General features: G+C 70.8%; 10 protein-coding genes. 7 read left to right on the top strand and 3 right to left on the bottom strand.

Annotated features, from left to right (window positions below; genetic code table 11):
* The coding region (locus VGV06_03750; GenBank protein HEV2054271.1) for an MFS transporter at window positions 1–409 on the top strand (409 nt) is incomplete at its 5' end.
* A 26-nt stretch (window positions 410–435) separates the two neighbouring features.
* Here VGV06_03750 and VGV06_03745 read toward each other — a convergent pair.
* The 3 genes from VGV06_03745 to VGV06_03735 all read right to left on the bottom strand — a co-directional run bounded on the left by VGV06_03745 (window position 436) and on the right by VGV06_03735 (window position 5,384).
* On the bottom strand, window positions 436–2,181 hold the full coding sequence (locus VGV06_03745; protein HEV2054270.1) for an EAL domain-containing protein: 1,746 nt from the start codon (window positions 2,179–2,181) through the stop codon (window positions 436–438).
* 210 nt (window positions 2,182–2,391) lie between these two features.
* Window positions 2,392–4,023 (bottom strand): thiamine pyrophosphate-dependent enzyme, encoded by a 1,632-nt coding sequence (locus VGV06_03740; GenBank protein HEV2054269.1) that lies wholly within the window; start codon window positions 4,021–4,023, stop codon window positions 2,392–2,394.
* 152 nt (window positions 4,024–4,175) lie between these two features.
* Window positions 4,176–5,384 (bottom strand): CaiB/BaiF CoA-transferase family protein, encoded by a 1,209-nt coding sequence (locus VGV06_03735; protein HEV2054268.1) that lies wholly within the window; start codon window positions 5,382–5,384, stop codon window positions 4,176–4,178.
* A gap of 133 nt (window positions 5,385–5,517) precedes the next feature.
* On the opposite strand from VGV06_03735, the gene VGV06_03730 reads away from it, so the two are divergent.
* The 6 genes from VGV06_03730 to VGV06_03705 form a co-directional block, all read left to right on the top strand.
* A complete protein-coding gene (locus tag VGV06_03730; GenBank protein HEV2054267.1) occupies window positions 5,518–5,910 on the top strand; it encodes a RidA family protein in 393 nt (130 codons plus the stop codon).
* 11 nt (window positions 5,911–5,921) lie between these two features.
* Entirely contained in the window at window positions 5,922–7,136 is a 1,215-nt protein-coding gene (locus VGV06_03725; GenBank protein ID HEV2054266.1) for an acyl-CoA dehydrogenase, read from the top strand.
* Complete coding sequence (locus VGV06_03720; protein HEV2054265.1) at window positions 7,123–7,917, top strand: aldolase/citrate lyase family protein; 795 nt, start codon at window positions 7,123–7,125, stop codon at window positions 7,915–7,917. Before VGV06_03725 ends, VGV06_03720 begins: the two co-directional genes overlap by 14 nt.
* A 2-nt stretch (window positions 7,918–7,919) precedes the next feature.
* Window positions 7,920–8,933, top strand: coding sequence for an alcohol dehydrogenase catalytic domain-containing protein (locus VGV06_03715; GenBank protein HEV2054264.1), 1,014 nt, complete (start codon window positions 7,920–7,922; stop codon window positions 8,931–8,933).
* Between the two features lie 54 nt (window positions 8,934–8,987).
* On the top strand, window positions 8,988–9,911 hold the full coding sequence (locus VGV06_03710) for an alpha/beta fold hydrolase (protein ID HEV2054263.1): 924 nt from the start codon (window positions 8,988–8,990) through the stop codon (window positions 9,909–9,911).
* Window positions 9,908–10,050 (top strand): CoA transferase (locus tag VGV06_03705; GenBank protein ID HEV2054262.1); only part of this gene is annotated, 143 nt, incomplete at its 3' end. The genes VGV06_03710 and VGV06_03705, both read left to right, overlap by 4 nt.

The raw sequence follows: 10,050 nt of genomic DNA, 5'->3' as shown, positions 1-10,050 counted from the left end.
CGGGAGCTTTCTCGCGGACCGCACCAGCCGGCACGACGTGGTCGCGGGCGGCGGCATGTTCCTCGGCGCGACCGCGAGCCTCGTCATCGCGAGCGCGGCGGCGCCGCTGGCGCTTTTGCCCCTGGTGATGGCGCTGGCGGGCTTCTGCCTCGGTGCGACCTCGCCCTCGCGCGACATGCTGGTGCGCGCGGCGACGCCGCCCGGCGCCTCGGGAAAGGTCTACGGCTTCGTCTATTCGGGGCTCGACCTGGGCTCGTCGCTCACTCCGCTCCTCTTCGGGTGGCTGCTCGACCGGGGCGAGCCGCGAATGGTCTTCGTGGCCTCCGCGGGCTTCATGCTGCTGACCATCGCCACCGTCGTCCAGGTGAGGCGCCACGCGGCGCCGGTTCGGACGCAGGCGCCCGTCTAGCAGCCTGCGGAGTTTTTAGCCGCCTGCTAGGCGGCGATCAGGGCGCCGCTCTTCGAGCTTGAGAGGAGCGGCGTCACGTGCTCCGCGTCCGCCGGCCGCGCGAAGAGGAAGCCCTGGCCGCGGTCGCACCCGAGCGCCTTCAGCTCGATTCTTTGCTGGTCGGTTTCCACGCCCTGCGCGGTCACGTCCATATTGAGGCTCTTGGCCACGGTGACGACCGCGCGCACGATGGCGTTGTCGATGCCGTCCTTGGAGAGCCCCTTCACGAAGGACCGGTCGATCTTCAGCGTGTCCACCGGGAAGCGCTTGAGGTAGCCCAGGGACGAGTAGCCCGTGCCGAAGTTGTCGATGGCGAGGCGGATGCCGAGATTCTTGAGCTCCTTGAGCTTGGCGAGCGTCGCCGGCGCGTCCTGCATCACCACGCTCTCGGTGATCTCGAGCTTGAGGCTCGCCGCGTCGAGGTCGCTCTCGGTTAGGGCCTGGGTCACTTCCTGCACCAGGTTCGGGTTCTGGAACTGCTTGGCCGACAGGTTGACGCTCATGACGAGCGGCGGGGTGCTCGGGAACTCGAGCTGCCACACGCGCGCCTGGCGGCAGGCTTCGGTCAGGACCCACTGGCCGATGGGGACGATGAGTCCCGTCTCCTCGGTCAGGCCGATGAACGAGTCGGGCTGGAGCAGGCCGCGCTTCGCGTGCTGCCAGCGGATGAGCGCCTCGACCTCCGTGATCCTGCCCGTGTCGAATTGGAGAATAGGCTGGTAGTGGAGCCGGAACTCATGGCGCGAGATCGCCGAGCGGAGGTCCATTTCCAGGTCCATCCGGTCGAGGGCCGGGGCGCTCATACTGCTGTCGAAGATCTCGTGACGCGCCTTGCCCTTGGCCTTGGCGTGGTACATGGCGAGGTCTGCATCGCGCAGGATCTCCTCGGGCATGCCGAGGCGCGCCGAGGACAGCGCGATGCCGATTGAGGCCGTGATGAAGATCTCACGCCCCTCGAAGTGCAGCGGCTTGGCGAGCTCCGCCTCGATGCGCAGGGCGACCGCCTCGGCGGTCTCGGCGTGGGCGACGTCCTCGAGGAGGAGGCCGAACTCGTCGCCGCCCAGCCGCGCCACGGTGTCGCCCGGGCGCAGCGAGCCGCCGAGGCGATTGCCCACCTCCACCAGCAGCTGGTCGCCGACCGTGTGGCCGAGCGTGTCGTTGATCACCTTGAAGCGGTCGAGGTCGAGGAAGAGCACGGCCAGGTGCTCGTGGCGCCGCCGGGCGCGCGTGAGCCCGTGGCTGAGCCGGTCCATGAACAGCGCCCGGTTCGGCAGCCCGGTCAGCGAGTCGCGGAAGGCCTGCGTGGTCAGCTGCTCGAGGCGCTTGGGGAACTGGGTGATCTCCTCGGCCTGCTGCTCGATGGTCGCCATCATGCGGTTGAAGGATGTCATGAGGGTGCCGACCTCGTCGTGGCGCGCGCCTGCCGTTTCCCCGGCCCGTTGCGCCGTGGAGACGAGGCTGGCCGCGCCCGAGACCGCGCTGGCCAGGTCCCAGACCACGTAGCCGCCGCCGGCCATGAGGAGGCCGGTGAAGGCGACGAGGGTCGGGATGGCGAGCACGTCGGTCATGCCCTTGGCGGTCGTCTCGAGTCCCGGGACGAGGTGGCCGTGGAGCACGTAGGTCAGGACGAGGAGCGGGATGACCGAGCAGAGGGCAAGGGCGAAGACGACCTTCTGCTTTAAGCGCTTCCCCGCGAATGCGGCCTCTCGCTTGATCTCGCCGTCCATCGTCATCCCCATTCTCCTGCTCGTGGTCTAGGCAAGGAAACCCTCACGTCACACGAGCAACATTGGTGCCACCGACGGTGGTGTCTAAATCACTGAAAAGAAAGCGGCGCGCTCAGTCGATCGACTGAGAAAGTGACGATTCTTGGATGTCGGCCGTTGAGGGCCAGACGTTCCCTGTCACCGGCCGTCCGGGGAGCGACCGTGGCCCGAGGCGGGTCAGCGCTTGTACTTGCTGGGAGCCTTGCGCTGGGGGAAGAAGACGGGACGCGGCATCCGGCCCACGGGCACCTCGATCAAGACCGGCCGGTTCATGGCTATGGCTAGGCCGACCAGCCGCCCTACGTCTGTGGGGACCGTGGCCCGCATGCCGTGGAGGCCGAAGGCCTCGCTGAGCTTCATGAAATCGGGGTTATGGAGCGCCGAGCCGTACTGCCCGCCCCAATCCTCGTCGAGATCGCGCGCGACGTTGCCGTAGGCCTGGTCGTTGAAGACCACCGCCACGACGTTGATCTTGTGCTGGACGGCCGTCGCCATCTCCTGGGCGTTGTAGAGAAAGCCGCCGTCGCCGATCACCGCGACCACGGGGCTGCCTGGGCGCGCGACCTTCGCGCCGAGGGCGACCGGGTACTCGTAGCCGAGGTTGCCGGAATACGAGGACGAGAGGTACGTCCGCGGGCCGTACGTCGGCCAGAGCGGGCGCGAGTAGTAGCCGATCTGCGTCATGCCCGCGACCAGGATCGTGTCCTCGGGGCATCCCGCGCGGAGGCTCTTGACGATGGAGACCTGCGGCTCCTGCGTCATCTGCGCCGCGATCTCCGCCCGGAGGACCTCGCGCTCGGCCTTGCGGGACGCGCGGGCGGGCGCCCCCGCGCGGAGCTTCTCGAGGAGCGCCTCGAGCGTCGCGCGCGCGTCGCCCACGAGCCCCAGCGTGGTCTTGTGGCTGCGCCCGATCTCTTCCGGATCGGCGTCGATCTGGAGGATCCGCGTCTCCGGCGCGAAGGAGACCAGGGCGAGCCTCGAGCCGACGGCGAGCACCACGTCCGCCGCGTGGATGGCGGCGCGAAGCGGCGACTCGCGCCAGAACGCGGCGCCGAGCGAGAGGTCGCTGTGGTCGCTGACCGCGCCCTTGCCCTCGGCCGTGCACGCGACGCCGGCCTGCAGGTACTCCGCGACGGCGTGAAGGGCCTCGTGAGCGCCCGAGAGATTGACGCCGCCTCCCGCATAGATGATCGGGCTCTTCGCGGCCAGCAGGATCTCGGCGGCGCGGCTGATGTCGGCGGACGAGGCTCTAGCGCGCGCGACCTCTGCCGGCGCCAAGAGCTCGGCCTCTCCCTCCTCCTCCATGGTCTCGGGCGGCATCTCGAGCTCGACGGGGCGCGGGCGGCCGCTCCTGAGCTGCACGAACGCCTCGCGCACGGCCGCCGGGATGTCCGGCACCTGGAGCACGCGCCGCCGCCACTTGGTGACGGGCGCGATGCAGTCCAGCTGGTCGTTGACCTCGTGGAGGAGCCCGATGTTCTTGCCGATCTGCTCGCGCGGGATCTGGCCCGAGAGCATGAGCACGGGCGAGGAGGCGGAGTAGGCCGTGCTGAGCCCCGCGGCGGCGTTGAGCAGCCCCGGGCCCGGGACGACGAGCGCCGTGCCGATGCCGCCGCCCGCGCGGGCGTAGCCGTCGGCCATGTAGCTCGTCGCCTGCTCGTGGCGCGTGGTGATGAAGCGGATGCGCGGCTCGTCGCGCAGCGCCGCCATCACGCCGTAGAGCTGGACGCCGGGCAGGCCGAACACCACCCGCACACCTTCGCGGTAGAGGGAGGCTACGAGGGCTTCGCCGCCGGTCATCCTGGCCATGTCGGTCTATCCTCCGTACTAGCGGGCCGCCGATAAGGGCCCATCTGCTTCGTTGGCGCCCTCGGCTGCGGGCTCAACGTACAGGAGTACGTCTCGCCCGCAACCTTCGGACGCCGCCTCGCATCTGGACCCTTCTCGACGGCCTGCGATCATCAGGGTGATTCGACGGCGCCGCTCGCGATCAACGTGTCGATCCGCTTCGCATCGTAGCCCAGAAGCCCCGAGAGCACCAGCCGGCTGTGCTCGCCTACGCGGTAGGGCGCCGGCCCCGCCGGATGGACGGGGCGGCCGTCCCAGTGATACGGGCTCGCCGTGACTCTCACGCTGCCACGCGTGGGATGCGGGACTTCGGGAAACGCGCGGCGGGCCTCGAGGTGAGGGTGCGCGACCACCTCGCGCGGCTCGAGCACTGGTGCTGCGGGGATGCGCGCGGCCCCGAGCGCCGCCAGCGCCTCGTCCACCGTCCGGAAACGCGTGAGCCACTGGCCGATCAGATCGCGGAGGAGCGGCCAGTGCTCGCGCCGCGTCTGTGCCGTCGCGAAGCGCGGGTCGTTGGCCAGCTCGGGGCGGTCCATCATCTCGAGCAGGCGCGGCCACAGCTCCGTCGAGCCCACGGTCTGAAGCGCCAGATGACGCCCGCCGATCTCGTAGACGCCCATGCCCGGGCGCGGCGAGCCGATCTCCTCGCCGCCGTTGAGGACCGCCGCGAAGGAGACGTCGTCGGCCGCGATCAAGGTCTCCAGCATCGAGACGTCGATCCGGGCGCCCGCGCCCGTCCGCGCGCGGCGCCACAGCGCGGCGAGGATGGCGCCGAAGGCGTGAGTGCCCGACAGCACGTCGGCGGCCTGGAGGTTCGCGGACCGCGGCGCCGGCGCATCGCCCTGGTCAAGGTGCATGAGGCCCGAGGCGGCGTTGATGATGTGGGCGAAGGCGGGGCGCTCGCGCCACGGCCCGGTCTGGCCGAAGCCGGAGATGGAGCAGTAGACGAGGTCGGGCTTGGCGGCGGCAAGGGTCTCGTAGTCGATGCCGAGGCGCGCCGCGACGCCCGGGGCGAAGTTCTCCACCGCGACGTCGGCCTTCCGCGCCAGGTCGCGGACGATCTCCCGCGTCTCGGGGCGTCCGAGGTCGAGCCCCAGGCTCTCCTTGCCGACGTTGATGCGGGTGAAGTAGCTGCTCTGGTCGTCGCGCCCCGGCTCGAGCTGCAGGTGCCCCTTGCGCATGTCGTCGCCGCCGCCGGCGCGCTCGACCTTGACGACGCGCGCGCCCAGGTCGGCGAGGAGGCGCGTGCAGTACGGGCCGGCCAGGACGCGCGTGAAGTCGAGGACCACGAGGCCGTGGAGGGGAGCGATGTCTTCGGGCACCGGGGGAGTATAGCAGGGGTCTTCGGATCACGGGGCGCGCCGCTGGTTGACGGGGCGCGTCTCCGGTTGACTGGGCGCGTCTCCGGTTGACTGGGCGCGCCGCTGCCGCCTACACTCGCAGGAGGCTCCATCCATGATCGAGTTCTTCAACCCGACCGATGCTCCGGCCCCCGGCGCGTTCTCGCGCGCGACGCGCGCGGCGGGGCTCGTCTTTGTCTCGGGCACGGGCGCGGGCAATGATATCGGCGGCGCGACGCGCGAGGGGACGGTCGCCCAGCAGACGCGCTGGGCGCTGGAAAATGTCGCGGCGATCCTGCGGGCCGCCGGCTCGTCGCTCGACCGCGTGGTGCAGGTCACGCTCCTGATCCGGGACCCGGCCGACTACCACGAGATCAACGCCGAGTACGTCACGCACTTTCCGAAGGGGCTGCCGGCGCGGCACACGGCGCGCTTCGGCGTGCCCACCGCGGCCAAGGTCGCGTTCGCCTGCATCGCGCTTGGGCCCGACGCGGCGCAGGCCCCCTGAAGCGCGAGATCGTGACGCGCGCGACGGTGGACCCCCACGCTCTGCCGCCCGACATCGCCGCGCTTCGTGACCGCCTCAGCGCCTTCCTCGAGGGAGAGCTCCTGCCCGCGGAACGGCGCGAGAACGTTTTCGACGCGGCGCAGGCGAGCCCCGCGCTCAGGCGTTTTGCGCGGACGCGCTCGGCCGAGCTCGGCTTCTACCGGCTGGCGCAGCCGGTCGAGCTGGGCGGGGGAGGGCTCGGGCCCGTGGGAGTGGCCGCGCTCCACGAGGAGATCGCGCGCTCCCAGTGCGCGCTGGGTGGACTGGTCCTCGGCGGTGACGGCGGGCTCCTGCGCATGGCCTCCGGCGCGCAGCGTGAGCGCTTCCTCCTGCCGGCGCTGCGCGGCGAGCTCACGGCGGCGCTCGCTTTCACCGATGCCCGCGAGGGCCCGCGCACCACGGCCGTGGGGCGGGGCGAGGTGTTCGTCGTTTCGGGCGTCAAGTCCTTCGTCACCGGCGGTCCCCAGGCCGACCTGCTCCTGGCGGTGGCGAAGGTAACGGAGAATCCCGGCGGCAAGACGGGGACGGCCGTCTTCGTCGTGAGGCGCGACGCGCCGGGCGTCACGCTCGCGAGCGAGATTCGCACGCTCGACGGCGGCCTCCACGGCGAGTTCGAGCTGGTGAACGTCGAGGTGCCTGCCGCCGACGTGCTCGGAGAGATCGGCCAGGGGTTGCCGAAGGCGCTCGAGAGCATCACCGCGCTGCGCCTTCGCGCCGCGGCCACCGCCTGCGGCACCGCCCGGTGGACGCTCGACTACGCGCTGGCCCAGGCGCGTCGCCCCCACAGGACCGGCGTGCCGCTCGGCGAGCGCGAGCAGGTCCAGGCCATGCTCGGCCAGAGCGCCATGGCCCTCTTCGCCGCGCGCGGCGCGCTGTACGCCGCCGCGCGCGCGGCGGAAGCCGGCGATGCCGAGACGGAAGTCGCCATGGCCAAGGCCGTCGCCACCGAGGCCGTCGCCCGCATCGTGGACCGCGCGATCCAGATCGAAGGCGGCGCGGCCGTCGTCGAAGGGCATCCGCTGGCGCGCCTCTACCGCCGCATCCGCGCCTGGCGCATCGCCGAGGGCACGACCGAGATCCTGCGGCTCACCGTCGCGCGCCGGCTGCTTGCCGCCGACCCTGCACCCCCCCAGCCGGTACCCCCCCAGCCGGTACGCCAAGGAGACTCATCCGATGCGCCCCAATAAGCTCCGCGAGCTCCTTCGCGCTGGGCAGCCGACCCTCGGCACCCACATCCATTCGGCCTGGCCCGCCACCATCGAGCTGGCCGGACACTCCGGCATGTTCGACTACATCGAGTTCGCCGGCGAGTACGCGCCCTACGACCTCTTCGCGCTCGAGAACCTGGCCCGCGCGGTAGACACCTTCCCCCACATGTCGGCCATGATGAAGATCGAGCAGCAGCCGCGCACATACGTGGCCGTCCGCGCCATCGGCTCGGGGATCCAGAACGTGCTGTTCGCCGATCCACGCACGCCGGCCGACGTCGCCGAGTGCGTGCGGGCGGTACGGGCCGAGGCGCCGGGGCACGGCGGCATCCACGGCGTCGGGATGCGGCGAGACGTCGGCTACGTGGTGGACGTGGGCTCACCGGCCTTCGTCCAAGCTCTCGACGACGCCGTGGTCGCCATCATGATCGAGAAGGCGTCGGCGGTGGACGATCTGGAGGCCTTGCTCGCGGTCAAGGGCGTGGACATGGTCCAGTTCGGGCCGGCGGACTATTCCATGAGCGTGGGGCTGGCGGGGCAGTGGGAGCACCCGAAGGTGGTGGAGGCCGAGCGCCGCATGATCAGGACCGCGCTCGCTCTCGGCATCTCCCCGCGGGTCGAGATCAGCCGCCCCGACCAGGCCAAGCCCTACCTCGACCTGGGCGTCCGCCACTTCTGCATGGGCTGGGACGTCGAGATCCTCTTCGAGTGGTTCAAGCGCGAAGGAGACACCATGCGCAACATTCTGGGGGGCCGCTAGCCATGCGCGCGTCGTTCTACGAGGGGGCGGGGCGCTTCCGCACTGGGACGGCGGCCGTACCCGCGGCGGGGGCCGGCGAGGCGCTGCTCAAGGTCAGGCGCGTCGGCATCTGCGGCACGGACCTGCACATCTTCCAGGGACACCTCGATCACCGCGTGCCCAAGGGCGGCATCATCGGTCACGAGACCCTCGCCGAGGTCGTCGAGGCGCCGCCCGGCGGCGGCTTCGCCAAGGGCGACCGCGTCGTCGTCGAGCCGCTCCGCGTCTGCAACGCCTGCCGCGCGTGCCGGATGGGCGCGACCTGGCTCTGCTACAAGCTCAAGGTGCTGGGTGTCGAGATGCCCGGCGGCATGCAGGAGTACTGGGCGGTGCCGACCGGGTGCCTGATCAAGGTGCCGGCCGCGTTGCCTGACGACCACGCCGCCGTGGTGGAGCCTCTCGCGATCGCGGTCCACACCGTCACGCGCGCGAACGTGAAGCGGGACGACGCCGTCCTCGTCTTCGGCGGCGGGCCGATCGGCGCCCTGATCGCCTTGGTCTGTCGCCACCGCGGCGCCCGCGTCATCGTCTCGGAGGTCAACCCGTACCGCGTCGCGCTCCTCGAGGGCCTCGGCCTCGAGGTCGTCGGATCCGGCGTGGACGTGGTCAAGTTCGCCAACGATTGGACGGGTGGCGACGGCGTGGATGTCGCCTTCGAGGTGACCGGGAATGCCGCCGCGGTCAGGCTGATGACGGACGCGGTGCGCGTCTGGGGCACCATCAGCGTGGTCGCCATCCACGCCGAGCCCATGGCGGTCAAGCTCTACCCGATGTTCGCCCGTGAGCTCACGATGCAGGGCACCCGGCTCTACGCGCGCGCCGACTGGGAGGAAGCGATCCGCCTGGCGGCCTCGGGCGCCGTCCCCGTGGGCCCGCTGGTCAGCCACAAGATCCCGCTCGAAGGACTCCAGGAAGGTATGGAACAGGCGCTCCGCGGCGGTCCCGTGATGAAGGTCCTGGTGGACCTGAGCATCTGAACCGGGAGCGCCCTCGCGGTTGAGCGGCATCTCGGTCTGGAGTAGACTGCCGTCATGCCGACAGCGCAGGTCAACGGGGTCAGCCTCTTCTACGAGGAGGCGGGCGAGGGGACGCCGCTCGTCTTCGTCCACGAGTTCGCGGGCGAGGCGCGGAGCTGGCACCTCCAGGTGCGCTTCTTCGCCCGCCGGTACCGCACCATCGCCTACAACGCGCGCGGTTACCCGCCGTCCGACGTGCCCGAGGACCCCAAGGCGTATTCCCAGGACCAGGCCGCGGACGACATCCGCGGGCTGCTCGACGCCCTCGGCATCCGGAAGGCGCACATCTGCGGGCTCAGCATGGGAGGCTACGCGACGCTTCACTTCGGGCTCCGCTTTCCCGAGCGCGCGCTGTCCTTGGTGGTCGCGGGCGCGGGCTACGGCAGCGTGGCGGGCGAGCGCGAGAGGTTCCGCCGGGACGTCGAGGAGACGGCGCGGCGCTTCGAGCGGGACGGCATGAAGGCGGTGGCCGAGTTCTACACGAAGGGGCCCACGCGCGTGCAGTTCAAGGACAAGGACCCCGCGGGCTGGCAGGAGTTCTACGACATGTTCTGCGAACAGTCGGCGAAGGGCCACGCGCTCACCATGCGCGGCGTGCAGATGTCACGACCGTCCGTCTACGAGCTCGAGGATGGGATGGAGCGCCTGACAGTGCCGACGCTCATCGTGACGGGCGACGAGGACGAGCCCTGCCTCGAGCCCGCGCTCTTCATGAAGCGCACAATCCGTTCCTCCGGCCTCGTGGTCATGCCCAAGGCCGGCCACACCGTCAACCTCGAGGACCCCGACGCGTTCAACCGGGCCGTCCTCGATTTCCTGACGGCGGTGGACGCGTCGCGCTGGCCGCTGCGCAATCCGGCGTCGGTCAGCGCCTCCGCCATCCTGCCACCCGAACCCGCGAAACCTCAACCTATGAGACAGGGAGCGCCGTCACGATGAGCCTGCCCCTCGAGCCCTACACCGTCATCGACCTCACCCGCGCCCGGTCCGGCCCCACCTGCGTGCGCCAGCTGGCCGACATGGGCGCCCACGTGATCCAGATCTCCGCTCGCGAGGACACCGAGGGCGACTTCGTCCG

Source organism: Candidatus Methylomirabilota bacterium (genome assembly GCA_035936835.1).
In the GTDB taxonomy this organism is placed as follows: Bacteria; Methylomirabilota; Methylomirabilia; order Rokubacteriales; family CSP1-6; genus AR37.
This window is presented reverse-complemented; position numbering and strand designations above follow the sequence as displayed.

What these genes read in the sequence shown, in the direction of transcription:
- VGV06_03745 (HEV2054270.1), bottom strand. Translation starts at nt 2,181, where the DNA reads ATGACGATGGACGGCGAGATCAAGCGAGAGGCCGCATTCGCGGGGAAG.
- VGV06_03740 (HEV2054269.1), bottom strand. Translation starts at nt 4,023, where the DNA reads ATGGCCAGGATGACCGGCGGCGAAGCCCTCGTAGCCTCCCTCTACCGC.
- VGV06_03730 (HEV2054267.1), top strand. Translation starts at nt 5,518, where the DNA reads ATGATCGAGTTCTTCAACCCGACCGATGCTCCGGCCCCCGGCGCGTTC.
- VGV06_03720 (HEV2054265.1), top strand. Translation starts at nt 7,123, where the DNA reads ATGCGCCCCAATAAGCTCCGCGAGCTCCTTCGCGCTGGGCAGCCGACC.
- VGV06_03715 (HEV2054264.1), top strand. Translation starts at nt 7,920, where the DNA reads ATGCGCGCGTCGTTCTACGAGGGGGCGGGGCGCTTCCGCACTGGGACG.
- VGV06_03710 (HEV2054263.1), top strand. Translation starts at nt 8,988, where the DNA reads ATGCCGACAGCGCAGGTCAACGGGGTCAGCCTCTTCTACGAGGAGGCG.